Here is a 25499-nt window from a genome sequence, read left to right as displayed (position 1 = left end):
CCCCCAACCCCTCCCCTGAAGGGGAGGGGCTTCTTTCCAGCGCCGCGCCCCTCTAAACGTCACGCCACCCATGAATCATTCTAATGGCTCCACCGAGATTTGATCCTTTGCGCCTTGACCTGCCCTGTCGGCATTAAGGTGCCGAAGGGAGAATCCTCATGGACAGACGCAAATTCCTTTGGGCCACTGGCTGCACCGTTGCCGCCGCCTCGATGACGACTTCGCTGAGCAAAGCGGTGGCAGCCTCGCCAGGCCCGGCATTGGGCAATGCAGTCGCGACGCGCTTCGGCGCCGAGTTCCGCCAGGCCGTCGCGGCGGTCGAACAGGCGAGCGGCGGGCGGCTGGGCCTGTCGGTGATCGACACCGGCACCGGCGCGCGCTTCGGCTGGCGCGCGGGCGAGCGCTTTCCGATGTGCAGCACCTTCAAGGCCGCGCTCGCCGCGGCGATCCTCAAGCAGGTCGAGGGCAAGCGCGATACGCTCACGCGCCGCATCGCGGTGACTGCGGGCGATCTGGTGAACAACTCGCCCTTCTGCGAGAAGCGCGTCGGCGGCACCGCGAGCGTCGCCGAGCTGTGCCGCGAGACGATCACGGTGAGCGATAACGCCGCCGCCAATCTGCTGCTGCGCACGATAGGCGGACCCGCGGGGTTCACCCGCCGGCTGCGCGCCTTCGGCGATCCGGTCACGCGGCTCGACAATTGGGAGCCCGCAATGGGCGAGGGTCGCCCCGGCGACGAGCGCGACACCACGACGCCGGACGCCATGGCCGACCTCGCGCGGCATCTTCTACTCGGCCGCGCGCTGGCCCCCACAAGCCGCGCCCAGCTCGTCGCCTGGATGAAGGCCACCCGCACCAGCCGCACCAGCCTGCGCGCCGGACTGCCCAAGGACTGGGCGGTCGCCGACAAGACCGGCTCGGGCGGCCACGGCACTGCCAATCTGCTCGGCGTGATCTGGCCGCAGCGGCACGCCCCGCTGGTCGTCGCGAGCTACATCACCGGAAGTTCGCTGGCGCTGGAGGATATCCGCGCCCTCCATGCGCGCGTCGGCCGGGCGATCACTGCGGCGATGGGGTAGACTATAGCTCCTCTCCCTGCTCGCAGGGAGAGGCAGGGGGTGGGTGTGCGCGTCTGCGCGGTTAAAAAGATTCATCGCCTGGCATCGGAGCGTCGAGCTACGCTTGCCGCTACCCACCCCTAACCCCTCCCTTTCAGGGAGGGGGATCTGAAGCCTCAGCCCTCGGCGTCGTCCGGCACCGATTCGCTCGCCGGAGCCTCGCCCTCGGCCGGACGCTCGAACCACGCCTCGACCGGGCCGGTCAGCTTGATCGTCAGCGGCTGGCCCTTGCGGTCCATCTTCTTGCCCAGTGCGACGCGGATCCAGCCTTCGGAGATGCTGTATTCCTCGACGTCGCGGCGCTCGACGCCCTTGAAGCGGATGCCGATGCCGCGCTCGAGGATCTCGCGCTGGAAATGCGGGCTGTTCGGATTGACCGAGAGGCGGTCGGGAGGCGTATCAGTCATCGCCGCCCTTTGCCGCTATTGTTCGACGCTTTCAAGGTAACGGTGGATCGCCGACACTACGACCGACCCCTCGCCCACGCCCGATGCGACCCGCTTAACCGATCCCGAGCGGACGTCGCCGACCGCGAAGATCCCAGGAGTCGACGAGCAGAAGAAGGTCTCGCCCGAGCCCGTCAGGGCGAATCCGGCCTGGTCGAGATCGATGCAGCCGTCGAGCCAGTCGGTATTGGGCTGCGCGCCGATCATCACGAACAGAGCGCCGACTTCGTGGCGCTGGGTTTCTCCGGTCTGGCGATGCGTCCAGCTGAGCGCCTTCAAGTGCTTGTCGCCCTCGAGTTCGGTGACCTCGCTGTACGGATGCAGCGTGATCTTGTCCGACGCCTCGATCCGCTCGATCAGATAGCGCGACATCGTCGCGGCGAGGCCGGGGCCGCGGACCAGCATGTGGACGTGCCCGGCGGTGCGCGAGAGGTAGATCGCCGCCTGCCCCGCCGAATTGCCGCCGCCGATCACCACCGCGGTCTGCGCCGCGCACAGCCCGGCCTCCATCGCGGTCGCGGCATAATAAATGCCATTGCCTTCCAGCTCGGCGTACAGCGGCAAGTCGAGCTTGCGGTAGCGCGCGCCGGTCGCGACGACCACCGCGTGCGCCTTGAGGGTCGCGCCGTCGTCGAGCTGGATCGTGTAGGGGCGATGCGCGCAGTCGATCCCGGCGGCGCTGCGCGATACCAATAGCCGCGCGCCGAATTTCTGCGCCTGGACCTGCGCCCGTCCGGCGAGCGCCTGCCCCGAGATGCCCGTGGGGAAGCCGAGATAATTCTCGATCTTCGAGCTGGTCCCGGCCTGCCCGCCCGGCGCGACCGATTCGATCACGATCGTGTCGAGCCCCTCCGACGCGGCATAGACCGCCGAGGCCAGCCCGGCAGGCCCGGCACCGACCACCGCGACGTCATGGACATGATCGGGGTCGACCGCCGAAGCCAGGCCAAGCGCGTCGGCGAGCTGCGCGTTGCTCGGGTTGCGCAGCGCATGCCCCTGCGCGACCACCACCGGCAAGTCTGCATCTGTCAGCGCGAAGCATTCGAGGAAGCCCGCGGCATCGGCGTCGGTCTCGGTGTCGATCCGCCGGTGCGGCAGCGCATTGCGCGACAGGAAGGTCTCGATCCGCGCGGTGTCCGACGCATGCGCCGGGCCGACCAGCGCGACCCCCGCGGTGCCGTGAAGCAGCATGCCCACGCGGCGCAGGATGAAGGCGCGCATGATGATCTCGCCGATATCGGGCTCGGCCGCCATCATCCGCCGGAACTCGCCGCGGCCGACGCGCACCACGCGCGTCTCGCCTTTGGCGCGCGCGCTGACCAGGATCGTGCGGTCGTTGAACAGATCGAGCTCGCCGCTGAACTGGCGCGGCACGTGCGTGTGGACGACGCTCTCCTGCCCCTTGGCGTCCATGTCGAGGATCTCGATCGCGCCGCTCAGGCAGAGGAAGAAATCGACGCTGCGATCGCCGCGATGAAACAGCCACGTGCCATCCTCCACGGCTTCCTCGACGCCGAACGCCGCGACGCGTGCCGCCATCTCGTCCGAGAGCGAAGGGAAGGTCTGCGCCTCGCGCAGATAGGGGTCCGAAGGATCGGGTCGTTGCGCTGGCGAATCATGTCCCATGCGCGCAGTTTAGCGATTGTGCCGCACATGCGAAGAGCGGCGCGGACCGAAGCCCGCGCCGCGCATCTCATCCACCCGTTAAATCAATCGCAATAGCGCACGCGCACCGGGCGATCGAGATAGGGGTCCCAGACCCGGCGCGTGTAGCACCGGTCCCAGCCGCGGCGCTCGTAATCGCGGTAATAATAGCCGTCGGTCGGATAATAGCCGCGCTCGCGATAATAGCGGCGGTCATAATCGTAGCGACGGTCATAGCGGTTGCCGCTGGTCAGCGCCGCGCCGATCGCGAGGCCCGCGATGCCCGCGACGAGCGCGGTGCCGGTATTGTCGCGGTGGCGATATCCGTGGCCATAGCCATAGCCATAATGGCCACGATAACCGCCGCGATAGCGCTGTGCGTCGGCCGTCGGCGCGACTGCGGTCAGCACGCTTGCGCCGAGGACGGTGCCGAGCACTGCCTTCTTCAAGAAATTAGCCATGTACGCCTCCTCTCGTTACGCGCGCCGGGCGATCCGGGGGTGGAGTCGGCGCCGTGAGGTTATTCAATTAACGCGCAACGGCTGAATGGGTTCGGAATTGGGTGTTCAGCTTGCGTTTAGCCGGTAAGGAACCGCGATGGCTTATTGGCTCCTGCGCTCCGAACCCGACGCCTATTCGTGGGACGACCTGATTCGCGACGGCGGCACCGAATGGAACGGCGTGCGCAACTACACCGCGCGCAACTTCCTCAAGGACATGCAGCCCGGCGACCAGGCGCTGTTCTACCATTCGAACACCGAGAAGGCCGCAGTCGGGATCATGGAGATCACCCGCGCCTGGCAGCCCGACGGCGACGACAGCAAATGGGCGAGCGTCGCGGTCAAGCCGGTGGCGAAGCTCGCCAAGCCCGTCCCCCTCGCGGACATCAAGGCCGAGCCGCGGCTCAAGGAGCTCGAGATGCTGCGCCAGTCGCGGCTGTCGGTGACGCCGGTGCGCGACGCCGAGTGGGCGGTGCTGCTCGAGATGGGTCAAGGTTGAGCGCAAGCCGCGGGAAGCAAGGGCGGCGCGGCGCGGATAGACCGGTCCTGCAAGGAAAGGACCCGACATGACTTTCGCATATAAGTCGATGGCCTCGCCGGTGGGCGAGCTGACCCTGGTCGCGAGCGACAAGGGCCTCGCGGCGATCCTGTGGGAGAATGACCGCCCCGGTCGCGTGACGCTGACGCCGCGGCGCGAGGCCGCCGATCACCCGATCTTGCTCGAGACCGAGCGCCAGCTGACCGCCTATTTTGCAGGGGAGCGCGACGCGTTCGACGTGCCGCTCGATTTCCATGGCACCGATTTTCAGAAGAGCGTCTGGGCGGCATTGCTGACGATCCCGTTCGGAGAGACGCGCAGCTACGCCGCGATCGCCCGCCAGATCGGCCGGCCGAGGGCGTCGCGCGCCGTAGGCGCGGCGAACGGCCGCAACCCGATCTCGATCGTCGCCCCCTGCCACCGCGTGATCGGCAGCAACGGGGCGCTCACCGGGTTCGCCGGCGGACTGGCGGCGAAGGAATTGCTGCTCGGGATTGAGCGGGGTGCCGCGGCAAAGGACGCCGTGAGCGCGTAGCGGCAGTATCGAAGCCTGATCGCGGACGACCGAGATTGGGTGGACGCCGAACCCCTCGCTGCGACGCTTCGCCCCCGGGCGGCCATTGACGGCCGTGCCATGTAGCGCAACTTTCTCGTCATGCAGAATGAGCGATCCGAAGGGAATTCCGGCTACCGGGCCTACACCACCAAATTCGATCGCGTGGTAGACGCCGACGAATTGGACTCCGTGCTGGGGCCGATGACGATCAAAGATCGGGAAACATTGGATGAAGCGTGGAGCGAGCTGCAATCGGGTCTCCTGACTTGGAAAACTAAGCTGCATGTCTCCAGCAACGCACTCACCGAACAGATACGCTCCGAAATGTCCCGCGAGCAGAGAGAGGACGTCGTGGTGTCGCTCCTATTCGACCAGTCGGGTTCGATGCGCGGTCAAAAAATGCTTTTCAGCGCCGCCAGTGCCGACGTCGTGCAGGAATTTCTCGCCAGCCTAGGCATCGGGTGCGAGGTCCTGGGCTTTACGACTTCTCATTGGCGCGGCGGGCAGTCGCGACAGCGATGGAGTTGGCGTTTCAGGCCCCGAAATCCGGGCCGGTTGAATGACCTTCTGCATGTTGTTTACCGCGATGCCGGTGACAATCGCGCCAGCACGGGCGGATGGGCATATCGTCAAATGCTGAGGGCTAATTTTCCCAAGGAGAACATCGATGGGGAAGCGATCCAGTGGGCCGCTTCCCGGCTTCGCAACATCGCCAGAAAGCGCAAAATCCTGATCGTGCTTTCGGATGGCGCCCCCGTCGATGATTCGACGCTGAACGAGAATGGACTGCACTATCTGGCTGATCACCTGCGGGAGGTCGTGGAAGAGTTGAAGCTTGGTGGAGAGATTGAGGTCGCCGCTTTGGGCATCGGGTTTGCGTGCCACGCCTTTTACCCGACGATTCGCCACGTCGAGAACCCCTCCGACCTTGGCATCGAACTGATGCGGTTTCTGACCGACATTTTACTCGATAGCGGGAATTCCGAAGCATCGACGGCGTCTTGAGACAAGTCCACGCAACTCGGAATTGAGCGTTAGCTACCGCTGCCCAATCAATGAGGGACTCCTGGTCCCGATGAGCAGAGCCAGTGGCAACGACTGATTTTTACGCGCATGCCCACAGCCCTCTTCTACTAGTCTAAGCTCGGCGTTTGCGCTGCCCTTCACTCATCCCAGAGACGCCACCACCACCCGGTTCCGCCCTTCCTGCTTGGCAGCATAGAGCAGCTTGTCGACCGAATCACAGAAATGGCGCGGGTCGCCGTCGGCGGGCGGGACGATGGTGCCCGCGCCGACGCTCACCGTCACCACGCAGCTGCAATGCGAATGGTCGTGGCGGATCTGCAGCGCCTCGACGGCGTGGCGGCACCGGTCGGCGATCGCCAGCGCCTCGGTCGCGTCGGTCTCGGGCAGCAGCAATGCGAATTCCTCGCCGCCATAGCGCGCGACCACGTCGCGGTTGCGACCGCCCTCGTTGAGCGCAGCGGCGACGCGCACCAGGCATTCGTCGCCCTGCACATGGCCGTAGAGGTCGTTGTACAGCTTGAAGTGATCGATATCGAGCAGCACCAGCGACAGCGGCTGCTGGGCGCTGCAGGCGCTGCGCCATTCGGCGCGCAGGCGCTCGTCGAACAGGCGACGATTGGCGCTGCCGGTCAGGCCGTCCTCGAACGAAAGCGCCTCGAGCTTCTTCTGCATCTTGAGCAGCTCGTGCTCGATCCGCTTGCGCTCGCTGATGTCGAACATGAAGCCGATCAGGCTCTCGACCTCGCCCGCTTCGTTGCGCACGACATGGACGACGTCGCGGATCCAGACATAGCCCTTGTCCGCGGTGAGCGCGCGGTAATCGGCCTCGTGATCGATCCCCGCGATCGACTGCGAGACGCAGAAATTGACGACATTGTCGCGATCCTCGGGATGGATTCGCGATGCCCAGTCCTCGACCGAGACCCAACTCTCGGCGCTCCAGCCGAGCAGCGGCTCGATCTGCGGGCCGATATAGGCGAAGCGCATCGTCGCCCAGTCGATCTTCCACGGGATCGCCATCGTCGATTCGAGCAGCGTCTTGTAGAGCGCGGGGTCCTGGCCGAATTCGGGAAGCGCGCGGAACTGGTCGAAATACCTGTCGTGCAGCGGCATGTTCATGGGCGGCGGGCCTCGACGGGAGTGTGCACGGTATCGGCTGCGTTCCAATACCAATAAGTGAAGGTGCCGGAGGTCTGCAGCAGCGTGTGGGTGCGAACCGAATCCTGGTGGATGTCGCCCCAGGCGGCGCGCGCGGAATTGCGGTTGTTGTGCAAGTCGATGCATTCGCTGCCGAGCAGCAGCGGCTTGGGCGGGATGTACAAGGCCGAGCCCTGCGGTACCCAAAGATCGGCCAGACGGATCACGCCCTTGCCGTGCCAATAGCGGCCGACCGAGATCACCAATGGGAAATTGGGGTCGGTCGATGCGAAGACGTGCGGGAAATCGTGATGCTCGAGATCGGTGCACACGACGCTGAGCAGCCGGTTGCCCTGCGCGGGATTGGTGTTCTGGTAAGGCGACCAATGCCCGGCAAACACGCCGTAGCGATATTCGACCTGGTGGAGCAGCCCGCCGGGGCTGTCGACCTGGATAGCCTGACCCGGCTCGACCAGAGTGATGCCGAACGCCGCGGCGTTGTCACGCGTCGCCCACATCGGCTCGTAGCGGACGTCGCCGGCCTCGAAGCCGAGCTGGGTTTCGTTGCCATAGCCATTGTCGGTCACGAAGCCGATCGTGCCGGTCACCCGATGCTCGGCGCCGATCGCCACGTCGGGGCCGGTGCGCGCAGGCGTCAGTGGCGTCACCCCATTAGGCAGGCTGGCGACATAGCCCGGCGTGCCGGCGTCATTGTAGAAGAACGGCGTCTCGCCGACATCCACTTCGATTTCCGACAGCGCTTCGATGAAGATCGGGGGAATGAACTCATAGTCCGGAAAATCCGGGACGAACGGCGAAGGCGGATTGATCGGTGCGTGCAGCATAAGCGAGCCTGCTCGGTTGCGGCGGGGACGCGCGCTTGTCGCTCGATGCGCGTTGCGATGTAGTTAACAGCTCCGCAATTTTCCGGAGACCCGCAGATCACGCGAAGAAAGGCAAAAGAAGAAAGGCGCCGGATTTTCCTCCAGCGCCTTTCCTTTTAAATCAGATAGTTCAAGCCGCCTGCTTGGCGCGCGAGGCCTTCTTGCGCTCGTGCGGATCGAGGTGGCGCTTGCGCAGCCGGATCTTGGTCGGCGTGACCTCGACCATCTCGTCGTCGTCGATATAGGCGATCGCCTGCTCGAGCGTCATCTTCTTCGGCGGGGTCAGGCGGACGGCGTCGTCCTTGCCGCCCGAGGCGCGGAAGTTGGTGAGCTGCTTCGCCTTCATCGGATTGACCTCGAGGTCATCCGTCTTGGCATTCTCGCCGACGATCATGCCCTCGTACAGGGCCTCGCCATGGCCGACGAACAGGATGCCGCGCTCTTCGAGCGGGCCGAGCGCGTAGGACTGCGCCTCGCCATTGCCGTTCGAGATCAGCACGCCGTTCTTGCGGCCCTCGATCTGCCCTTTGTGGGGGCCGTACTTCTCGAACAGACGGTTCATGATGCCGGTGCCGCGGGTGTCCGACAGGAACTCCCCATGATAGCCGATCAGGCCGCGCGACGGCGCCGAGAAGGTGATGCGGGTCTTGCCGCCGCCCGACGGGCGCATGTCGGTCATCTCGCCCTTGCGCTGGTTCATCTTGTCGACGACCGTGCCCGAATATTCGTCGTCCACGTCGATCACGACGGTCTCGTACGGCTCGATCTTCTTGCCGTCCTCGTCCTCGCGGAACAGCACGCGCGGGCGGCTGATGCCGAGCTCGAAGCCCTCGCGGCGCATCGTCTCGATGAGCACGCCGAGCTGAAGCTCGCCGCGGCCGGCGACTTCGAAGCTGTCGCGGTCCTCGCTCTCGGTGACCTTGATCGCGACGTTGCTCTCGGCTTCGCGCTCGAGCCGGTCGCGGATCATGCGGCTGGTGACCTTGCTGCCCTCACGGCCCGCCATCGGCGAATCGTTGACGGCGAAGCGCATCGACAGCGTCGGCGGATCGATCGGCTGCGCTTGGATCGCTTCGGTGACCGAGGTATCGGCAATCGTGTTCGACACGGTGGCGACGGTCAGGCCGGCGAGGCTGATGATGTCGCCCGCGCGTGCCTCGTCGGTCGGCACGCGATCGAGACCCTGGAAGGTCATGATCTTCGAGGCGCGGCCGGTCTCGATCACCTTGCCCGACATGTCGAGCGCGTGGATCGGCTGGTTGACCTTGACCGTGCCCGACTGGACGCGGCCGGTGAGAATGCGGCCGAGGAAGTTGTCGCGGTCCAGCAGGGTCACCAGGAAGGTGAAGGGCGCATCGACTTCGAGCGCCGGCGGCGGCACGTGATCGACGATCTTCTGGAACAGCGGACGCAGCGTACCCTCGCGCAGGCTCGGATCCTCGTTGGCGTAGCCATTGCGGCCCGATGCGTAGAGCACCGGGAAGTCGAGCTGCTCGTCGGTGGCGTCGAGCGAAACGAACAGGTCGAACACTTCGTCGAGCACTTCCTGGATGCGCTCGTCGGGACGGTCGATCTTGTTGACCACGACGATCGGCTTGAGGCCGAGCTTCAGCGCCTTGCCGGTGACGAACTTGGTCTGCGGCATTGCGCCTTCCGACGAATCGACCAGCAGGATGACGCCGTCGACCATCGACAGGATGCGCTCCACCTCGCCGCCGAAATCGGCGTGGCCGGGCGTGTCGACGATGTTGATCCGCGTGCCTTCCCACTCGACCGAGGTCGGCTTGGCGAGGATCGTGATGCCACGTTCCTTTTCCAAGTCATTGGAATCCATTGCTCTTTCTTCGACGCGCTGGTTGTCGCGGAACGTGCCGGACTGGCGGAAGAGCTGGTCGACGAGCGTGGTCTTGCCGTGATCGACGTGGGCGATGATCGCCACGTTGCGGAGGTTCATGCGTATATCCTGATTGGCCGCGAAAGGCGGTTGCGCGGGCGCCTTTAGCGCAATTTGTGCGTTGCGGGAAGGGGACGGGCGGCTAGGGATGAATACATGAGCGAACCACTGAAGATTCTCGTCATCCTGGGCAGCGTCCGCGAGGGCCGCATGGCCGAGCCGGTCGGCAATTGGGTGATCGAACAAGCCGCGGCGCGTGAGGAACTGGCCTGCGAACTGGTCGACCTCAAGGATTGGGACCTGCCCTTCTATCCCTTTGCGCATCCGCCCGCAGCGGGGAAGTATAGCGACCCGCTGCAGATCCGTTGGGCCGAGAAGGTAGCGAGCGCCGACGGCTATATCCTGATCTGCCCCGAATATAATCACGGGCCGCCGGCGGTGCTCAAGAACGCGCTCGACTTCGTCTATGCTGAGTGGAACCGCAAGCCGGTGACCTTTGTCGGCTATGGCGGCAACGGCGCCGCGCGCTCGATCGAGCTGCTGACCTGCATTGCGCGCGAGCTGCAGATGGCGCCGCTCGAAGCCTCGGTCCACATCATGGGCGTGTGGGGCAAGGTGGAGGACGGCGTGTTCGCCGGCGACGACAAGGACCTGCGCTGGCTCGGCCACACCTTCGACGAGATCGCATGGTGGGGCCGCGCGCTCCGCAACGCCCGTACCTGAAGCGCCCGCCGGGTTGTCCCCGGCCGGCGACCGGGATCAGTGCATCTTGCCGTGCAGCTTCTGCGCGTGATCGATATGCATCTTGATGATCGGCACCGCGCTCGAAGCGGCGCGGCGCAGCTGGGCGGTATCGCCGCCCGAGGCATAGCCCTGCATTACGGTCAGCGCCGCCTGGTGCGCGGGAAGCTGCTGCATCAGATAAGCGCGGTCGAACTCGGCGCCGGCGGGCGCGGCATTGAGCTGGTCGATCATCGCCTGCTGGTCCGGCATCAGCGCCGGCGGCGGCGGGTTCATGCCTGCGGCCTTGGCGGCGGCCATGACCGTCTTGGTGGTCTTGCTATGGTCGCGGATCAGCATGTCGGCCATGCGCCGGACCTCGGCATTTTGCGTCTTTTGCAGCGCGATCTGGCTGGAGGTGATCTCGTACAGGTCGCTCGCACCGGCGGTCTGCACGAACACCGGCGCCTGGCTGGTTGCGCCCGGCGGCGGCGGCGGCGGCGCGGTCTGGGCGAAGAGCGGCGCGGCAAACAGCGCGGCGCCGAGCGCGCCGGCTAGAACAAGACGAGACATGAGGCATTCCTCCCTGTTGGAACGGGCACTGGACCAACCGGCAGTGTTTGGCGCAGTTCCGGGAACTGCTTTAGATCAGGACGATTCTTCCCGCCGCAGGTGCCTGCCGAAGCACTTGGCGACAGTGAGGCGGTGTCCTACATACATCATACACTTGGATAGGCGCCGCGATGGCCCTATGCTGGGCGCGACAGCGTTGGAGGGTTTGGAATGGCGACTGCAGCTGAGACCGTGACGGCCGAACAGGATCTGGTGCTCACGCCGCCTGCTCCCGTCCCCGTGGTTGCGCCTGAGAAGGCGGCGGGTCTGGTACCGGTCGAGGACACGAAGAAGAGCGAGCTCGAGAAGCGTGTCGACGGCTTCGTCGAGGATCTGATCGCGCAGGACGTCAATTCGCCCGAATTCGGCAAGCGCGTGGATGCGATCGCGGCGATGGGACAGAAGGAGATCCGCGACGCGGCGGGACAGTCGAACCGCTTCCTAGACCGGCCGGTACGCGCGATGGACGGCGATACCGGCGTCGGCGCCGATCTGCTCCAGCTGCGCAAGACGGTCGAGGAGCTGGATCCGGGCCGCAACGGCAAGCTGATCGGCGGCAATGACGGGTTCCTGTCGAAGCTGTTCGGCGGCTCGCCGCTCAAGCAGTATTTCCGCAAATACCAGTCGTCGCAGACTCACATTCAGGGCATCCTCAAGAGCCTCGCCAGCGGCAAGGACGAGCTGCTGATGGACAATGCCGCGATCGATACCGAGCGCGCCAATCTGTGGGCGGCGATGGGCCGGCTCGAGCAGATGATCTATCTGTCCAAGGCGATGGACACCAAGCTCGAGGACAAGGCCAACGAGCTCGACCATAGCGATCCCGCCAAGGCCAAGGCGATCCGCGAGACCGCGCTCTTCTATGTCCGCCAGCGCACCCAGGACCTGCTCACCCAGATGGCAGTGACGGTGCAGGGCTATCTCGCGCTCGACCTGGTCAAGAAGAACAATGTCGAGCTGGTGAAAGGGGTCGATCGCGCCTCTACCACCACCGTGTCGGCGCTGCGCACCGCAGTCACCGTCGCGCAGGCGCTGACCAACCAGAAGCTCGTGCTCGACCAGATCACTGCGATCAACACCACCACTGCGGGTCTGATCGATTCGACCGGTGCGCTGCTCAAGAGCAACACCGCATCGATCCACGAGCAGGCAGCCAATTCGACGATCCCTGTCGAGACGCTCCAGCGCGCCTTCCAGAACATCTACGACACGATGGACGCGATCGACACGTTCAAATTGAAGGCGCTCGACAGCATGAAGACCACGGTCAACACGCTGTCGAACGAAGTCGAGAAGTCGAAGGGCTATATCGCCCGCGCCGAGGGCGCTGCGCAGAACCAGGTCGGCGGCCGCGCGGCAGACACCTTCAAGCTGGAGGCGATGTAGGATCGTGACCGATGTCGATCGCCTGAGCGCGCGTGCCGAAGAGCTGATCGAGCGCGCGCGGTCGCGTGCGCCGGTCACGGCGGCGGATCAGCGCCTGCGCCGCCGCCGCGAGGCCGAAGTGGTCCGCCGGATCGGCCGGATCGCGATCGCCGACGGGGCGATCGTGGTCGGCGCGATCGTCTTCGCGCTTGCCGTCGCGCCGCTGGGGATCATGGGCGCGATGCTCGTCGCGTTGCTGCTGATCGTCGCGACGCTGGCCTTCGCGATCCTGCCGGCGGGTGGCGGCACGCCGGAGATTGCGCAGCTGACCCAGGTCCCGCTCAAGGCCCTGCCGCGCACCACCGAGCATTGGCTCGACGCGCAGCGCCCCGCTTTGCCCGCGCCGGTGCACGGGCTGGTCGATTCGATCGGCGTGAAGCTCGAATTCCTTGCGCCGCAGCTGGCGTTGCTCGACGAAACGTCGCCCGCGGCCAGCGAAGTGCGCAAACTGGTCGGCGAGCAATTGCCCGAGCTGATCAAGGGCTATGCGCGCGTACCCGAGCCGCTCCGCCGGGTCGAGCGCAACGGGCTGACCCCCGACCAGCAGCTCGCCCAGGGACTCCAAGTGATCGACGACGAGATCGCCGAGATGTCGGCGCAGCTCGCCCAAGGCGATCTCGACCTGCTCGCGACGCGCGGGCGTTACCTGCAGATCAAATATCAGGGCGACGAAACCGGGCAGTCGTAGCGCGCGTCGAAATCGCGCGCGAGCTGGCCGAGACTGACGGCGCCGAAGCGCGCGATCAGCAACGCCTCGGCGTCCTTGAGGGCATCTTCGACGGCTTCGTTGACCAATTTCTCGACCAGGCAATGCGTCGGCCCCGCCTCGTTGCCGATCGCGAAGAGCTGCGGCCCGCCGACCGCGCGATGCACGTCGAGCAGGGAGATGGCGTCCAGATCGCAGGCGAGCACCCAGCCGCCGCCATGCCCCTTTTCCGAGCGGACATAGCCGGCGTCGCGCAGCCCGGCCATCGTTCGGCGCACCACCACCGGATTGGTCCGTAGCATCGCCGCGATCGCGTCCGAGGTCATCGGCCCGTCATGGCGCGCCATGTGCAGGAGCACGTGGAGCATTCGAGAAAGCCTGCTGTCGCGTCGCATCGTCTGATCCTTGGCGGGCCTGCCGCAATTGGCAAGCGTCGCGCATCATGATACATTTGATGTTACATGATTCGCTGGAGTGTGAAATGCGCCGAATGAACGACCCCGACCGCTGGAACGACCTCGCCAAGCATTATGAAGAGACCGCGCACCCGTTCACCGCGCCGTTCGCCGAGGCGGCGCTCGCGCGGATCCACGTCACGCCGGAGACCCGGCTGCTCGACGTCGCGACCGGCACGGGGGCGCTGGCGCTGGCCGCGGCCTGGCAGGGCGCGCAAGTGCTCGCGACGGACTTCTCACCCGGGATGGTCGCGCGAGTGGCTGCGCACGGCATGCCCAATCTCGAAGCGCGAGCGATGGACGGCCAGGCGCTCGAATTGGCCGACGCATCCTTCGACGCGGTATTCTCGATCTTCGGAGTGATGCTGTTTCCCGATTGGCGCAAGGGGCTCGCCGAGATGGCGCGGGTCACGCGGCCCGGCGGGCACGGCGTGGTCGCGACATGGCAGAGCCAGGGCGCCGCGACACATCTTCTGCTCTCGCAGGTCGTCCGCGACCTGTTCCCGGATCGCGAATGGCGGACCGGGCTGCCCGAAGGCCTGACATTCCTCGGCAATCCCGAACGGCTCGCGGCGGAGATCATCGCTGCCGGCTTCCACGCTCCGACGGTCGAGACGATGACCGCCGACTATCTGCTGCGAATGACCGACCTAAACCCCGAGACTCAGTTCGGCCTGAGCGAGGATTGGGGCGCGCTCGGCGCTCAGGATCAGCAGGCGGTGATCGATGCGGTGTATCGCCGGGCCGATGGCAGGGATGTGCTACCGGTGCCTTCGACCGCGCTGATCGTGGTGGCTACCCGCTAGACCTCCGCCCTCTCCGTCACCCCGGCGCGCGGCCGGAGTGACGGTTAGCGCTTACTCACGATCGTCTCGGCCCGCTCGCGCAGCCGCTCGACCGCGGCGGCGTGGATGCCCGGCGCCGTGGCGAGGACGCCGAACGCCTGCGCCGTAGGCGTGTTAAAATCCAGCGCTCTCCCGAACGCGTCGCTCACTGCCGCTCCCGCCTCGTCCGCGAGCAGCACCGCGGCGGCGATGTCCCATTCATTGCCCCAGCGGATCGTGGCGAGCAGGTCGGCCTCGCCCGCCGCGACCATCGCGATGCGCAAGGCGATCGAATTGGGCTTGCCGACCATTTCCAAGTCGCGATCGACCTTGGAGAGCTGGTCCGCCGGCACCCGCGCGCCGGCGAGGATAGCACGCTCTACCACGCGAAGTCGCGCGCCGTTGCGGAAGGCACCCTTGCCCGCCTCGGCGGTCCATACTTCCTCGCGTGCCGGCGCATCGAGCACGCCGATCACCGGCCGCCCCTTTTCGACCAATGCCACCGATACGCACCAGCCCGGCCGCCCGCGCAGATAATCGCGGGTGCCGTCGATCGGGTCGACGACCCAGATTCGCTCGGCGCCCAGCCGTGCGGCATTGTCGATCGTCTCCTCGGAGAGCCAACCGGCGTCGGGGAGCAATTCGCCCAACTTCTGCCGCAGCATCCCGTCGACCTCGAGGTCGACGGCGCACACCGGATGGCCCGGGGATTTCTCCCAGCGCCGGAAATCGGTGTCCCAGAGCTTGAGGGCGAACTGCCCGGCCTCGGCGGCGATCCTTGCGACTTCGGCGGCGAGATCAGGCACCGGCGATCGTCATCCCGTCGATCCGCACCGTCGGCGCGTTGATTCCGTAGCGGAACTCGAGGTCGTTCGCCGGAGTCAGCGCCAGGAACATGTCCTTGAGATTGCCCGCGATTGTGATCTCGGACACTGCCCGCGTGATCTCACCCTTCTCGATCAGGAAGCCCGCGGCGCCGCGGCTATAGTCTCCGGTGACACCATTGACTCCCTGCCCGATCAGCTCGGTGACCAGGATGCCGCGATCGATCTCGCCGACCAAGGTCTCGGGTGGGATATTGCCCGGCTGCATGTAGAGATTGCTCGGCGCCACGCCCGGCGCACCGGCGCCGCCGCGCGCGGCATGCCCGGTCGGCTCGAGCCCGAGCTGGCGCGCCGAGGCGCTGTCGAGCAGCCAGGTCTCGAGCATGCCCTCGTCGATCAGCTTGAGCGGCAGCACCGGCAGTCCCTCGCCGTCGAACGGGCGCGAGCGCAGGCCGCGCGGCCGGTGCGGATCGTCGCAGATCGTCACGCCCTTGGCGAACACCTGCTTGCCGAGGCAGTCGAGCAGGAAGCTGGTCTTGCGCGTGATCGCCGCGCCGCCGATCGCGCCGAGCAGATGCCCGACCAGCCCCGCCGAGACGCGGCGATCGAACACCACCGGCATCGCCCCGCTCGCCACCTTCGCGGGGTCCAGCCGCGCCACCGCGCGTTCGCCCGCCAGCCGCCCGACCGCCTCGGGCGCTTCGAGCATCACTGCGTGCCGCGCGCTGTGATGCGCATAGTCACGTTCCATCGCGCCGCCGCTGCCCGCGAGCACGCTCGCCGACACGCCGTGGCTGGTCTGGGCATAGGCGCCGGTAAAGCCGTGGCTGGTCGCGATAGCCATCACCGCGCGGCTGGCACCGGCGCTGCCGCCCTCGCTGTTGGTCACACCGGGCACGGCGCGCGCGGCATCCTCGGCGGCGAGCGCACGCGCCTTGAGTGCGCGCGGCTCGTCCTGCGCGCCATCGTCTAGGTCGAGCAGCGGCGGGCTGCCGTGCATCAGCCGCTCCTGCGGCGCGAGCCCGGCCCATTTGTCCTCGGGCGCCTCGCGCGCCATCGCGATCGCGCGCTCGACCAATGCATCGAGCGATTCGCTGCTGAGGTCCGAGGTCGAAACGCTCGCCGAGCGCCGTCCGACGAACAGGCGCAGCCCCAGTTCCTCGCTTTCCGAGCGCTCGACATCCTCGAGTTCGCCCATTCGCACCGATACCGACAGCGAACGATCGGCGGAGAATATTGCGTCGGCAGCATCGGCGCCCGCTGCGCGTGCGCGATAGACGATGTCGTGGACGCGCTCGCAGGCTTGGGACTCGGTCAGCATCGCAGCGACTTAGGGAGCCGGACCCCCAAGGTCAAAGAGTCTGCCCCACCACGAAGCACGCGGCGAACATCAGCAGCCCGGCATTGCGGTTCGAACGGAAGCGGGCGAGCGCATTGGCGCCGTCCGCCGGCGCCAAGGTGGCGACCTGCCAGCCGAGATGCAGCGCCATCGGCAGCAGCGCCGCCAGCGCGAGCGGATCGGGGCGGAGTTGCCAGAAGGCCGCCCCCCATAAAGCGAGCGCGACGGCATAGAAACCCGCGACTCCCCCGCGCACATGCCCGCCCAGCCGGCGCGCCGAGGAGCGCACCCCGACCAGCGCGTCGTCCTCGACGTCCTGCAGCGCGTAGATCGTGTCATAGCCGATTACCCAGGCGATACAGCCGGCATAGAGCGTCAGCCCCGGCAGCCAGCCCCAATCCGGCGCCTCGGCCCAGCCGACCAAAGCCGCCCACGAAAACACCAGTCCGAGCCACGCCTGCGGCCACCAGGTAATCCGCTTCATGAACGGATAGGCGGCGACCAAAGCGAGGCTGGCGAGCGCGACGCCGACGGCGATCGGGCGCAGCTGGACGAGCACGACCAGCCCGACCAGGCAGAGCGCGAGCAGCCAGAGCCACGCCGCCTTGAGCGACACCGCCTCGCTGGCAAGCGGGCGGCTGGCGGTGCGCGCGACCTGGCGGTCGAGATCGCGGTCGACGATGTCGTTGTACACGCAGCCTGCGCCCCGCATCGCCACGCTGCCGAGCAGGAACCACAGGATCAGGTCCCAGCGATTGAGCGCGTTACCCGACAGCGCGATCGCCCAGGCACCGGGCCAGAACAACAGCCACCAGCCGATCGGCCGGTCGAAGCGCGCAAGCAGGGCGAAGGGCCGGACCGCGGCCGGCAGCCTGCCGACCAGCCCGCGATGCTCGGTGTCGGGGACGATTTCGGGTGCGGCGGTCATCGCCCCCGTCTTCGCGCCGATGCCGCAAAGATCAAGCGGCCGATTGCAACAATCCGGCACAATGCGGCGACAAAGCGCGCGCATTGCCTGCGCGAATTCAATCGCGGGAGGCGTGGATGCGAAGCTTGATATTGGGGAGTCTGATCCTGCTGGCCGGCACCGGCAGCGCGCTGGCACAGGACGGTCCGCCGCCCGGCGAATGGCACCCGGAGGGTCCCCCGCCCCGCCACGGCGGACCGCTGTTCATCAGCCCGATGGGCGAGCCGTTCCACGGCACGCCCGGCGGCCCCCCGCCGCAGGAGGCCTGGTTCGACGGCGCCGATACCGATCACGACGGCGCGCTCAGCGAGGACGAGATGGTGGCCGATGCCGCGCGCTTCTTCGCATTGCTCGATCAGGGCAAGGACGGCGAGATCGATCCCGACGATATCGAGCGCTACGAGACCGTGCTCGCCCCCGAAATCCGCACCGGCGGGGGTGGCGGCGGCCCCGGCGGTCGCGGCCCGCGCGGCCGGCTTCCCGGCGGCGGACGGCACGGGGGTCCGGGAGGCCCCGGTGGCGGTGGCTTTGGCGGCGGCGACGGCCCCAAAGGCATGCGCGGCGGTCGCGGCGAACGCGACGCCCCGGACCGCAGCGTCGCCGGGAAGCAGGGCGCGGCGCGCTTCGGCTATCTCGATTATCCCGAGCCAGTCGTTGTCGCCGATCGCAACCTCAACCGCGGCGTCGATCCCGCCGAATTCGCCAAGGCCGCCTCGGCGCGCTTCGCAATGCTCGACATCAATCATGACGGCCGGATCGAGAAAGGCGAACTGCCCAAGCTGCGCGGCTTCGGGAACCGTCCGCCACGCGACGGCCGCAAAAGCGAGCGGCGGGAGATTCCTGACGGACGCTGAAGACTCCCCTCCCTGCTTGCAGGGAGGGGCTGGGGGTGGGTGCGCGCGTCTGTGCGCTCAAAGACTTACCGGCCAGCATCCTAGAGGCGAGCAGGGCATCGAGCCCTACCCGCCTCTACCCACACCTAACCCCTCCCTTCAGGGAGGTGGATTTTGATTGGATGACGAAGTAGGAGCGGCGGGTTAGGTAGCGCCATGCCCGCAACCCCCGCCTGGCCGCCGCAATCCACCCCGCGCCTGTTCGTCGAGGCCGAGCTCGCCCCGGGCCCGCTGCGGATCGATGGCCCGCCCGCGCATTATCTGATCCAGGTGATGCGGCTGAAGGCCGGCGATCCGGTCAAGCTGTTCGACGATCGCACCGGCGAGTGGCTCGGCGTGGCGCAGGCGGTCGGCAAGCGTGACCTCGTCCTCGACGTGACCGACCGATTGCGCGAACGCGAGCCTGTCCCCGATCTCTGGCTGTGCGCCGCGCCGATCAGGAAGGGCCGGATCGACTGGGTTGCCGAAAAGGCATGCGAACTGGGCGTCGCACGGCTGGCGCCAGTGCTCACGCGCCGCGCGGTGGTCGACAAGCTCAATCTCGAGCGGCTGCGCAGCCATATGATCGAGGCCGCCGAGCAATGCGGGCGCACCGCGCTTCCTGAACTGGTCGATCCGGTCAAGCTCCCCGCAATGCTGCGCGACTGGCCGGAGAGCCGCGCCCTATTCTTCGCTGACGAGACCGGCGGGTTACCCGCGGCCGAAGCGATGCGGACGCACCCTGGACCCGCGGCGATCCTGGTCGGCCCCGAGGGCGGCTTCGATCCCGAGGAGCGCGATGCGATCCGCGCGCATCCCCGGGCGGTCGGAATCGCGCTCGGACCCCGCATCCTGCGCGCCGAAACCGCGGCCGCGGCGGCGGTAAGTCTTTGGATGGGAACGGTCGGCGATTGGTGACCGAACGGTACGAAAACACCACTGGCGCCCGCCCATCGGCGCGCGTAAAGGCGCGCGGATGAGCACGAAGACCGGTTCGAACAATGAAGCAGCGGTCATCGAGGATCGTGCCCAGCTCGTGGAATATTTCGCGCGTGGCGAGAAGCCGCGCGAGCGCTGGCGGATCGGCACCGAGCACGAGAAGTTCGTTTATTGGAAGACCCCTGACCACCGCGCGCCCAGCTATGAGGAACCCGGCGGCATCCACGCGCTGCTGATCGGCCTCACCCATTATGGCTGGAAGCCGATCTACGAGGGCGAGAACATCATCGCGCTCTCCGGCCCCGACGGCGCGATCAGCCTCGAGCCCGCCGGCCAGTTCGAGCTTTCGGGCGCGCCGCTCGAAAACCTTCACCAGACCTGTGCCGAGACCGGGCGCCATCTTCAGCAGGTCAAGGAAGTCGGCGACCGGCTCGGCATCGGCTTTCTCGGGCTCGGCATGTGGCACGACAAGACCCGCGCCGAGCTGCCGATCATGCCCAAGGGGCGGTATGAGATCATGCTGCGTCACATGCCGCGCGTCGGCAGCCTCGGGCTCGACATGATGCTGCGCACCTGCACGATCCAGGTGAATCTGGATTATGCGTCCGAAGCCGACATGGCGAAGAAGTTCCGCGTCGGGCTCGCGCTCCAGCCGCTGGCGACGGCCTTGTTCGCCAATTCGCCGTTCACCGAAGGCAAGCCCAACGGCTTCCTCTCCTTCCGCAGCAACATCTGGTCGGACACCGATCCGGCACGCACCGGCATGCTGCCCTTCGTGTTCGAAGAGGGCTTCGGTTACGAGCGCTACACCGACTATGCGCTAGATGTGCCGATGTACTTCGTCTACCGCGACGGCAAGTATATCGACGCCGCCGGGCAGAGCTTCCGCGACTTCCTGAAGGGCGAGCTGCCCGCTTATCCCGGCCACAAGCCGACGATCGACGACTGGGCGGATCACCTCTCCACTGCCTTCCCCGAAGTGCGGATGAAGCAGTTCCTCGAGATGCGCGGCGCGGATGGCGGGCGCTGGGGGCGGATCTGCGCGCTACCGGCTTTGTGGGTGGGCCTGCTCTACGACGACGCCGCGCTCGACGCGGCGTGGGAGCTGGTCAAGCATTGGTCGATGGACGAGCGCGAGTCGCTGCGCAGCGCCGTGCCCAAGCTCGCGCTCGACGCGCCGATCCCCGGCGGCGGCAAGCTCAAGGACATTGCCGGCGAGGTGCTCGACATCGCCGGCGCCGGGCTCAACGCCCGCGCGCGGTTCAACGCCTCGGGCGACAATGAGAGCGGCTTCCTCGATCCGCTGCGCGAGATCGTGCGGACCGGCAAGGTGCCCGCGCAAGTGCTGCTCGACCGCTTCAACGGCGATTGGGGCGGCGATATCAGCCGGGTCTACGAAGAGGCGAAATTCTAGCGCTTTTCGGCTATACCCCGTTCCCGGCAGTCAGGCGGGGGTACGAGGGGCATGATCGAGCCGGCGATCCTGGTAAGCGGGCTGGGGCTCATTGTCGCGACGATCGGCGGGTTCGTCGCTTTGTACAATGCGCGCAAGTCGGTGCTGTGGAAGCGTGCCGAGCTGGCCAACAGCCACCTGAAGGAGCTCCTCGCCAATGAGGAACTGCTGTTCGCCTGCCGGTGCCTCGACTGGAATGGCGGAATGCTCGTCGTCCCCAAGAGCCTGCGCCCTTTGCTGAAGGATGCCGGCGAGACGATCATCCACGACATCCGCGTCTTCGCCAGCGCGATGGACCCCTACCTTTCGCTGGCTGCCATGGCGGCCGAACCGCGATTGCAGATCTACCGCACCGCGACGGACACCTTGCTGAGCTGGCTGAGCGCGACGGACAGCGCGATCGACCGGAAGCTCTATACCCCGGCCGATATTCGGGAGGCCGGCTATTGGCTTGGCCGGGTGCACCGGATGCCGACGGTGGTCGCGTTCATCGATGCATTCGAATATCGCAAGCCGCTCGATCGGCTGGCGCGTCATTTCTGCATGACGCCGCCGCCGGTGGTGCAGCGCGGCTGACGCTATCGGCCGCCGATCGACCGGAAGAACCGCGGCACGATCCCGTTGCGCGCCATCCAAGCCGAATAGTCCTGATAGGCCGGGTCGCTGCCGAGATGCCGCTCCTCGGTCTTGGCGCGCCAGTAATAGACGCCGCTGACGCAGGCCATCACCGCGGCGTTGCGCACGGCGTCGTGCCAGCCGGTGGTGGCGAGGAAGGGCATCGTCGACAGCCACCAGAACAGGTTCTTCGACAGATAGGCCGGGTGCCGCGACCAGGCATAGGGGCCGTGGGTCAGGATCCCGCGATGCGTGAGGTTCGAGAAGCGCAGACCGAAAGCGATCGTCGCCCAGGCATAGATCGCCGTCAGCGCCACCAGCACCGTGCCGATCACCGGCAATACCCAAGGGAAATTGCCCAGCCAGTAGGACCAGTCGGCGCTGCCCTCGTGATAGTCGAGCGGCCCGCCATTTCCCATCAGCAGGAAGGGCGGGTAGCAGATCAAGGCCGCGGTCCAGCCTGCCGCATAGGGGTTGGCTGTGCGGATGTGCGAATCGAGCGGGCGGAAGGTGAGGATGTAGCCGGCGGTGGCGAAGGCCACGTCGATCACGAACATGAAGGTGACGCAGTAGGTCGCCAGCTTGACCGGATCGCCGAGCGCTTCGCGCGGGTCGATCGACACGAATTCGGCGAAGCCCGGCGGCACGATCGCGACCATGAAGGCGAGGAAGAACGCCTTCACCGCCCAGCTGCGCAGATGGTTGAAGATCGCCTCGCGGTGCCAGCCCTCGACGCCCATCGCCCAGGCGCCGAGCGACCAGGCGCCGTCGCGCGGCTCGACGAGGCGGCGATCGAGCCACAGGACGTAGGGGATGGAGAGGAGGAACAAGGCGGGCGCCGCCACGACGAAGCACGACATTGCGAAAGGGTAATTGGCGTAGCGCGTGTCACCCCAAACGCGGAACAGCGCATAGATCGCAGCGATGCCGCCCCAGGTCAGCCACAGCCCGGTGAGCTTGGTCACCGATGTGTCGCGCGTCTCGCGCCACGACCGCTTGAGGCTCCAGTCGATGCCGGTCGAGGGATTGCGGTGGACCTTGTCGACCAGCAGCGACCACAGCATCATCGGCAGTGCGCAGGCGGCGACGTTGACCAAGGCCGCATAAGGCCCGTTCATCCCGAACCAGTGCGCGACGACGACCCAGGCGGTCATCCCGGCGAGCCCGGCGAGCCCGACGGCGCCGCTCACCGCCGAGCGCGGTCGCGGATCGGCGTTGGCGCGCTGGGCCAATGCGGGGTCGTGATACATGGCCGAAACATCTAGCCGGCAATGGTTAGGGAGCGGTGAAGGATGGTCCGCCCCCCTTTACCACCCGTATTTCAACGGCCTAAGGGCCGCTCTCTCCTCCTGCCAACGAGGTCGCCACTAAATGCTTCGTGCGCTTTCCGCCGCCGCCCTGCTTCTCGCCACCGCCGCCCCCGCGCTCGCCCAGAACTCGGCGCCGCAACCTTCGCCTTATGTCGACACGATCCCAGAGGCGCGCGACGTCGCCTATCCCGGAACGATGCTGCTCGATATCGATGCGACCGACACGCAGCGCGGCATCTTCCGAGTCAAGCAGACCATCCCGGTGGCGAAGAGCGGCCACATGGTGCTGCTCTACCCCAAGTGGCTGCAGGGCAAGCACGGCCCGCGCGGCGAGATCGAGAAGCTGACCGGGCTGCAGATCAGCGCCAACGGAAAGCGCATTCCGTGGAAGCGCGATCCGGTCGACGTCTTCGCCTTCCATATCGACGTGCCGAGCGGCGCGAAGAAGCTCGACCTCGAATTCCAGTTCGCCTCGGCCACCGTATCGAATCAGGGCCGCGTGGTGATGACGCCGGCGATGATGAGCCTGCAGTTCAATTCCTTGAGCCTCTATCCGGCAGGCTATTTTGTCCGTCGCGTGCCCGTTCAGGCAAAGGTCCGCTATCCCGACGGCTGGTCGGCGGCGTCGGGGCTGCCTTCGAAGGCGGTCGGCTCGACCGTCACCTATGAGAAGACCAATTACGAAGTGCTGGTCGATTCGCCCGTGCTCGCCGGGCGCTATTACCGGCCGTTCGAACTCAGCCCGCGCGTCACGCTCGACGTGTTCGCCGACAGCCCCGAGGAGCTCGAAGCCAAGCCCGAGCAGATCGAGGCACACGAGCGCCTCGTCGACCAGGCCGTCAAGACGATGGGATCGCAGCAATACGACCATTATCATTTCCTGCTGTCGATCAGCGACGAACTCGGCGGGATCGGGCTCGAGCATCATCGCAGCTCGGAGAATGGCGTCTCGCCCGGCTATTTCACCAAATGGGCCGACGGAGCGGGCGACCGCAACCTGCTGCCGCACGAATATACCCATAGCTGGGACGGCAAATACCGCCGCGGCGCCGATCTTTGGGCGCCCGATTACCGCACTCCGACCCGCGGCTCGCTGCTCTGGGTCTATGAGGGGCAGACCCAGTTCTGGGGCTATGTCTTCCAGACGCGCTCGGGGCTGGTGAGCAAGGACAATACGCTCGATTCCTATGCGTCGATTATGGCCAGCCTCGACAATCGCAAGGCACGCGAGTGGCGGCCGATGGGCGACACCACCAACGATCCGGTGATCAGCGCCCGCGCGCCCAAGGGCTGGGTGAGCTGGCAGCGCTCGGAGGATTATTACAATGAGGGGCTGCTGATCTGGATGGAGGTCGATTCGATCCTCCGCGAGCAATCCAGAGGGACCAAGTCGATCGACGATTTCGCCCGCGCCTTCTTCCAGGGCCGCGACGGCGATTATGGCGAGGTCACCTACACCTTCGACGACGTCGTGCGGACGCTGAACACGATCCAGCCTTATGACTGGCGCACCCTGCTCGACCAGCGCGTCAACGGCGTCTCCGAGCGCGCGCCGCTGAGCGGTTTCGAGCGCAACGGCTACAAGCTCGTCTATACCGAGGAGCCCAACAAGGCGACGCCGAAGAGCAGCGTCGACTTGGCGTACTCACTCGGGCTGACCCTCGGCGCCAAGGGCATTACCAGCGTCGCCTGGGACAGCCCGGCATTCGACGCCGGCATCGATCTCGGCGACGAGATCGTCGCGGTGAACGGCCGCGTTTATACCGGCGACCGGCTCAAGGCGGCGGTCAAGGAAGCCAAGGGCGCCAAGGAGCCGATCAAATTGCTGCTCAAGAGCGGCGATCGTTTCCGCGATGTTGCCATCGACTATCATGGCGGGCTTCGCTATCCGCACCTCGTGAAGACGGCCCCGGGAGAGGCTGGCCTCGACAAGCTGCTCCAGCCCCGCTGAGACGGGGCGGAGACGCCAACCAAGCAAGGTCTGCAATGCGTATCGATTTGATTCCGGTCGGCGACGATCCGCCGAACAATCTCAACGTGATCATCGAAGTGCCGACCGGCGGCGAACCGGTGAAGTATGAGTTCGACAAGGCCAGCGGCGCGCTGTTCGTCGACCGCATCCTCCACACGCCGATGCGCTATCCGGCCAATTACGGCTTCGTGCCGCACACGCTTTCGCCCGACGGCGACCCGCTCGACGCGCTGGTGATCGCGCGCTCGCCGTTCGTGCCGGGCTGCGTCGTCCGCGCGCGCCCGATCGCGGTGCTCAACCTCGAGGACGAGGCCGGCGGCGACGAGAAGCTCGTCTGCGTCCCCGACGACAAGACCTTTCCTTATTATTCGGACATCGAGGAAAAGGACGACCTGCCCAGCATCGTGATGGAGCAGATCGAGCATTTCTTCACCCACTATAAGGACCTCGAGAAGAAGAAGTGGGTCCGCGTCGGCACCTGGGGCGGCGCCGAGGATGCGCGCCGGATCACGCTCGAGGCGATCGAGCGCTACAAGCAGGACAAGGCGGCAGCCGCTGAGTCGGTCGACCAGACCGGTGTCGACACGCCGCAGGGCTGACCTGTCCCAATTAAACCTTCCTCCCTTCCTAGGGGAGAGGATAGCGGAGCTTGGCAGCTTGCTGCCTAGCGTAGCTTGGTGAGGGGTAGAGCGGCGCTTAGCGCCGCGGGGGGGGGGGGGGGGG

26 protein-coding genes are annotated in these 25499 nt (G+C 66.5%); 14 read left to right on the top strand and 12 right to left on the bottom strand.

The annotated features are described in order from the left end of the window. Positions 1–158 precede the first annotated feature (158 nt). The gene (gene bla, locus AC3WJI_RS18475) at positions 159–1079 is read left to right on the top strand and encodes a class A beta-lactamase (protein ID WP_492758760.1); all 921 of its coding nucleotides are present in this window, start codon (positions 159–161) and stop codon (positions 1077–1079) included. 155 nt (positions 1080–1234) lie between these two features. Here bla and AC3WJI_RS18470 read toward each other — a convergent pair whose 3' ends face one another. The 3 genes from AC3WJI_RS18470 to AC3WJI_RS18460 form a co-directional block, all read right to left on the bottom strand. Further along, entirely contained in the window at positions 1235–1525 is a 291-nt protein-coding gene (locus AC3WJI_RS18470; RefSeq protein WP_492758759.1) for a DUF3297 family protein, read from the bottom strand. 15 nt (positions 1526–1540) lie between these two features. Further along, entirely contained in the window at positions 1541–3190 is a 1650-nt protein-coding gene (locus tag AC3WJI_RS18465; RefSeq protein ID WP_492758758.1) for an FAD-dependent oxidoreductase, read from the bottom strand. An 83-nt stretch (positions 3191–3273) separates the two neighbouring features. After that, entirely contained in the window at positions 3274–3669 is a 396-nt protein-coding gene (locus AC3WJI_RS18460; protein ID WP_492758757.1) for a hypothetical protein, read from the bottom strand. Between the two features lie 136 nt (positions 3670–3805). Between AC3WJI_RS18460 and AC3WJI_RS18455 the strand changes: the two genes are divergently transcribed. From AC3WJI_RS18455 to AC3WJI_RS18445, 3 genes are all read left to right on the top strand, one after another. Beyond that, on the top strand, positions 3806–4207 hold the full coding sequence (locus tag AC3WJI_RS18455; protein WP_492758756.1) for an EVE domain-containing protein: 402 nt from the start codon (positions 3806–3808) through the stop codon (positions 4205–4207). Positions 4208–4274: 67 nt separating this feature from the next. Next, complete coding sequence (locus tag AC3WJI_RS18450) at positions 4275–4781, top strand: methylated-DNA--[protein]-cysteine S-methyltransferase (RefSeq protein ID WP_492758755.1); 507 nt, start codon at positions 4275–4277, stop codon at positions 4779–4781. 120 nt (positions 4782–4901) lie between these two features. After that, a complete protein-coding gene (locus AC3WJI_RS18445) occupies positions 4902–5807 on the top strand; it encodes a cobaltochelatase CobT-related protein (RefSeq protein WP_492758754.1) in 906 nt (301 codons plus the stop codon). A gap of 162 nt (positions 5808–5969) precedes the next feature. Here the strand turns inward: AC3WJI_RS18445 and AC3WJI_RS18440 are convergent, their stop codons facing one another. From AC3WJI_RS18440 to typA, 3 genes are all read right to left on the bottom strand, one after another. Next, a complete protein-coding gene (locus AC3WJI_RS18440) occupies positions 5970–6947 on the bottom strand; it encodes a GGDEF domain-containing protein (RefSeq protein WP_492758753.1) in 978 nt (325 codons plus the stop codon). Further along, a complete protein-coding gene (locus AC3WJI_RS18435; RefSeq protein ID WP_492758752.1) occupies positions 6944–7810 on the bottom strand; it encodes a hypothetical protein in 867 nt (288 codons plus the stop codon). The genes AC3WJI_RS18440 and AC3WJI_RS18435 overlap by 4 nt, the downstream gene beginning before the upstream one ends. A gap of 169 nt (positions 7811–7979) precedes the next feature. Further along, on the bottom strand, positions 7980–9803 hold the full coding sequence (gene typA, locus AC3WJI_RS18430) for a translational GTPase TypA (protein ID WP_492758751.1): 1824 nt from the start codon (positions 9801–9803) through the stop codon (positions 7980–7982). A 96-nt stretch (positions 9804–9899) separates the two neighbouring features. On the opposite strand from typA, the gene AC3WJI_RS18425 reads away from it, so the two are divergent. Then, a complete protein-coding gene (locus AC3WJI_RS18425) occupies positions 9900–10466 on the top strand; it encodes an NADPH-dependent FMN reductase (RefSeq protein ID WP_492758750.1) in 567 nt (188 codons plus the stop codon). Between the two features lie 36 nt (positions 10467–10502). Here the strand turns inward: AC3WJI_RS18425 and AC3WJI_RS18420 are convergent, their stop codons facing one another. Then, on the bottom strand, positions 10503–11036 hold the full coding sequence (locus AC3WJI_RS18420; RefSeq protein ID WP_492758749.1) for a DUF4142 domain-containing protein: 534 nt from the start codon (positions 11034–11036) through the stop codon (positions 10503–10505). Positions 11037–11246: 210 nt separating this feature from the next. Between AC3WJI_RS18420 and AC3WJI_RS18415 the strand changes: the two genes are divergently transcribed. Next, entirely contained in the window at positions 11247–12461 is a 1215-nt protein-coding gene (locus tag AC3WJI_RS18415) for a toxic anion resistance protein (protein WP_492758748.1), read from the top strand. Positions 12462–12465: 4 nt separating this feature from the next. Then, complete coding sequence (locus AC3WJI_RS18410) at positions 12466–13188, top strand: hypothetical protein (protein WP_492758747.1); 723 nt, start codon at positions 12466–12468, stop codon at positions 13186–13188. On the opposite strand, the gene AC3WJI_RS18405 is transcribed toward AC3WJI_RS18410, so the two are convergent. Then, entirely contained in the window at positions 13161–13601 is a 441-nt protein-coding gene (locus AC3WJI_RS18405; RefSeq protein WP_492758746.1) for an Rrf2 family transcriptional regulator, read from the bottom strand. The genes AC3WJI_RS18410 and AC3WJI_RS18405 overlap by 28 nt on opposite strands. A gap of 86 nt (positions 13602–13687) precedes the next feature. On the opposite strand from AC3WJI_RS18405, the gene AC3WJI_RS18400 reads away from it, so the two are divergent. Beyond that, positions 13688–14467, top strand: coding sequence for a class I SAM-dependent methyltransferase (locus AC3WJI_RS18400; RefSeq protein WP_492758745.1), 780 nt, complete (start codon positions 13688–13690; stop codon positions 14465–14467). A gap of 44 nt (positions 14468–14511) precedes the next feature. Here AC3WJI_RS18400 and AC3WJI_RS18395 read toward each other — a convergent pair whose 3' ends face one another. The 3 genes from AC3WJI_RS18395 to ubiA are packed head-to-tail and all read right to left on the bottom strand — an operon-like array spanning position 14512 to position 17576. Continuing rightward, on the bottom strand, positions 14512–15291 hold the full coding sequence (locus AC3WJI_RS18395) for a 3'(2'),5'-bisphosphate nucleotidase CysQ (RefSeq protein ID WP_492758744.1): 780 nt from the start codon (positions 15289–15291) through the stop codon (positions 14512–14514). Further along, positions 15284–16630, bottom strand: coding sequence for a TldD/PmbA family protein (locus tag AC3WJI_RS18390; RefSeq protein ID WP_492758743.1), 1347 nt, complete (start codon positions 16628–16630; stop codon positions 15284–15286). The genes AC3WJI_RS18395 and AC3WJI_RS18390 overlap by 8 nt, the downstream gene beginning before the upstream one ends. A gap of 31 nt (positions 16631–16661) precedes the next feature. Then, positions 16662–17576, bottom strand: coding sequence for a 4-hydroxybenzoate octaprenyltransferase (gene ubiA, locus AC3WJI_RS18385; RefSeq protein WP_492758742.1), 915 nt, complete (start codon positions 17574–17576; stop codon positions 16662–16664). Between the two features lie 116 nt (positions 17577–17692). On the opposite strand from ubiA, the gene AC3WJI_RS18380 reads away from it, so the two are divergent. The 4 genes from AC3WJI_RS18380 to AC3WJI_RS18365 all read left to right on the top strand — a co-directional run bounded on the left by AC3WJI_RS18380 (position 17693) and on the right by AC3WJI_RS18365 (position 21455). Next, positions 17693–18469, top strand: coding sequence for an EF-hand domain-containing protein (locus tag AC3WJI_RS18380; protein WP_492758741.1), 777 nt, complete (start codon positions 17693–17695; stop codon positions 18467–18469). Positions 18470–18664: 195 nt separating this feature from the next. Next, the gene (locus AC3WJI_RS18375) at positions 18665–19405 is read left to right on the top strand and encodes a 16S rRNA (uracil(1498)-N(3))-methyltransferase (RefSeq protein ID WP_492758740.1); all 741 of its coding nucleotides are present in this window, start codon (positions 18665–18667) and stop codon (positions 19403–19405) included. Positions 19406–19463: 58 nt separating this feature from the next. Next, entirely contained in the window at positions 19464–20840 is a 1377-nt protein-coding gene (locus tag AC3WJI_RS18370) for a glutamate--cysteine ligase (RefSeq protein WP_492758739.1), read from the top strand. 51 nt (positions 20841–20891) lie between these two features. Then, a complete protein-coding gene (locus AC3WJI_RS18365; protein ID WP_492758738.1) occupies positions 20892–21455 on the top strand; it encodes a hypothetical protein in 564 nt (187 codons plus the stop codon). A 2-nt stretch (positions 21456–21457) separates the two neighbouring features. Here AC3WJI_RS18365 and AC3WJI_RS18360 read toward each other — a convergent pair whose 3' ends face one another. Continuing rightward, the gene (locus tag AC3WJI_RS18360; RefSeq protein ID WP_492758737.1) at positions 21458–22744 is read right to left on the bottom strand and encodes a methyltransferase family protein; all 1287 of its coding nucleotides are present in this window, start codon (positions 22742–22744) and stop codon (positions 21458–21460) included. Between the two features lie 121 nt (positions 22745–22865). Between AC3WJI_RS18360 and AC3WJI_RS18355 the strand changes: the two genes are divergently transcribed. Both AC3WJI_RS18355 and ppa read left to right on the top strand, forming a co-directional pair. Then, positions 22866–24755 (top strand): M61 family metallopeptidase, encoded by a 1890-nt coding sequence (locus AC3WJI_RS18355; RefSeq protein ID WP_492758736.1) that lies wholly within the window; start codon positions 22866–22868, stop codon positions 24753–24755. Between the two features lie 35 nt (positions 24756–24790). Further along, positions 24791–25375, top strand: a complete 585-nt coding sequence (gene ppa, locus AC3WJI_RS18350) for an inorganic diphosphatase (RefSeq protein WP_492758735.1) — start codon at positions 24791–24793, stop codon at positions 25373–25375. Positions 25376–25499 lie beyond the last annotated feature (124 nt).

This window comes from Sphingomonas sp. FW306-1B-B10E, assembly GCF_058782005.1.
Note: the sequence above shows the minus strand (reverse complement) of the source record. Positions and strands in the feature narration are given on the sequence as shown.

Bases quoted from the DNA above. Each gene is read 5' to 3' on its own strand.
- AC3WJI_RS18420 (WP_492758749.1), bottom strand. From the start codon at position 11,036: ATGTCTCGTCTTGTTCTAGCCGGCGCGCTCGGCGCCGCGCTGTTTGCC.
- AC3WJI_RS18380 (WP_492758741.1), top strand. From the start codon at position 17,693: ATGCGAAGCTTGATATTGGGGAGTCTGATCCTGCTGGCCGGCACCGGC.
- AC3WJI_RS18470 (WP_492758759.1), bottom strand. From the start codon at position 1,525: ATGACTGATACGCCTCCCGACCGCCTCTCGGTCAATCCGAACAGCCCG.
- typA (WP_492758751.1), bottom strand. From the start codon at position 9,803: ATGAACCTCCGCAACGTGGCGATCATCGCCCACGTCGATCACGGCAAG.
- AC3WJI_RS18375 (WP_492758740.1), top strand. From the start codon at position 18,665: ATGCCCGCAACCCCCGCCTGGCCGCCGCAATCCACCCCGCGCCTGTTC.
- AC3WJI_RS18390 (WP_492758743.1), bottom strand. From the start codon at position 16,630: ATGCTGACCGAGTCCCAAGCCTGCGAGCGCGTCCACGACATCGTCTAT.
- AC3WJI_RS18465 (WP_492758758.1), bottom strand. From the start codon at position 3,190: ATGGGACATGATTCGCCAGCGCAACGACCCGATCCTTCGGACCCCTAT.
- AC3WJI_RS18370 (WP_492758739.1), top strand. From the start codon at position 19,464: ATGAGCACGAAGACCGGTTCGAACAATGAAGCAGCGGTCATCGAGGAT.
- AC3WJI_RS18455 (WP_492758756.1), top strand. From the start codon at position 3,806: ATGGCTTATTGGCTCCTGCGCTCCGAACCCGACGCCTATTCGTGGGAC.
- bla (WP_492758760.1), top strand. From the start codon at position 159: ATGGACAGACGCAAATTCCTTTGGGCCACTGGCTGCACCGTTGCCGCC.
- AC3WJI_RS18440 (WP_492758753.1), bottom strand. From the start codon at position 6,947: ATGAACATGCCGCTGCACGACAGGTATTTCGACCAGTTCCGCGCGCTT.
- ppa (WP_492758735.1), top strand. From the start codon at position 24,791: ATGCGTATCGATTTGATTCCGGTCGGCGACGATCCGCCGAACAATCTC.
- AC3WJI_RS18400 (WP_492758745.1), top strand. From the start codon at position 13,688: ATGCGCCGAATGAACGACCCCGACCGCTGGAACGACCTCGCCAAGCAT.
- AC3WJI_RS18460 (WP_492758757.1), bottom strand. From the start codon at position 3,669: ATGGCTAATTTCTTGAAGAAGGCAGTGCTCGGCACCGTCCTCGGCGCA.
- AC3WJI_RS18365 (WP_492758738.1), top strand. From the start codon at position 20,892: ATGATCGAGCCGGCGATCCTGGTAAGCGGGCTGGGGCTCATTGTCGCG.
- AC3WJI_RS18445 (WP_492758754.1), top strand. From the start codon at position 4,902: ATGCAGAATGAGCGATCCGAAGGGAATTCCGGCTACCGGGCCTACACC.
- AC3WJI_RS18450 (WP_492758755.1), top strand. From the start codon at position 4,275: ATGACTTTCGCATATAAGTCGATGGCCTCGCCGGTGGGCGAGCTGACC.
- ubiA (WP_492758742.1), bottom strand. From the start codon at position 17,576: ATGACCGCCGCACCCGAAATCGTCCCCGACACCGAGCATCGCGGGCTG.
- AC3WJI_RS18360 (WP_492758737.1), bottom strand. From the start codon at position 22,744: ATGTATCACGACCCCGCATTGGCCCAGCGCGCCAACGCCGATCCGCGA.
- AC3WJI_RS18435 (WP_492758752.1), bottom strand. From the start codon at position 7,810: ATGCTGCACGCACCGATCAATCCGCCTTCGCCGTTCGTCCCGGATTTT.
- AC3WJI_RS18425 (WP_492758750.1), top strand. From the start codon at position 9,900: ATGAGCGAACCACTGAAGATTCTCGTCATCCTGGGCAGCGTCCGCGAG.
- AC3WJI_RS18405 (WP_492758746.1), bottom strand. From the start codon at position 13,601: ATGCGACGCGACAGCAGGCTTTCTCGAATGCTCCACGTGCTCCTGCAC.
- AC3WJI_RS18355 (WP_492758736.1), top strand. From the start codon at position 22,866: ATGCTTCGTGCGCTTTCCGCCGCCGCCCTGCTTCTCGCCACCGCCGCC.
- AC3WJI_RS18415 (WP_492758748.1), top strand. From the start codon at position 11,247: ATGGCGACTGCAGCTGAGACCGTGACGGCCGAACAGGATCTGGTGCTC.